The organism is Paracoccus sp. SY (assembly GCF_002901215.1).
Lineage (GTDB): Bacteria > Pseudomonadota > Alphaproteobacteria > Rhodobacterales > Rhodobacteraceae > Paracoccus > Paracoccus acridae.
On sequence record NZ_NWMQ01000219.1, the window covers coordinates 1 to 433 of the forward strand.

A 433-nucleotide genomic window follows, 5' to 3' on the forward strand; every position below is an offset into this window, starting at 1 on the left:
ACCGGCCCTTCGTGCAGGGGATCACGGCCTGCCATGACATTGCCGCGGCGATTGCGGTGGGTGCGGCAAAAGGCAGACGACGGCGGCTCGCGGCAGCGTAAACGGCACTCGCCGGTTCCCAAGGCCTCGCAGTGCTCCCAAGCGCTGACAGCTGCGGCCCAGGCCAGGCCGCAATCGACATCTCACGCCTGCCGTGCGGCNGAATATCGGATGCCCGCGGCGGGTGAAGAGGTGCATTGTTGTCGGCCGCCCAATCGAAGAGCGACGTCGTCTTCGAGTTGCCATAGCCCATCGACCACGTCGGAAAGCTGCGGGTTCCCGTCTGCTGGCGGTCCAGGACCTCGACACCACCATGCCGATCGTCTGACTGGATCCTGTCGAAGGCCTTCAGAACTTCAGGTTCCGGACCCTCGAGCCACTGGTAATAGATGTC

The 433-nt window shown here is 64.4% G+C and carries 1 protein-coding gene; it reads right to left on the reverse strand.

The annotated features are described in order from the left end of the window. A partial coding sequence (locus tag CK944_RS22625) for a BLUF domain-containing protein (RefSeq protein ID WP_256388191.1) occupies positions 1–430 on the reverse strand: 430 nt, incomplete at its 3' end. Between the last annotated feature and the right edge of the window lie 3 nt (positions 431–433).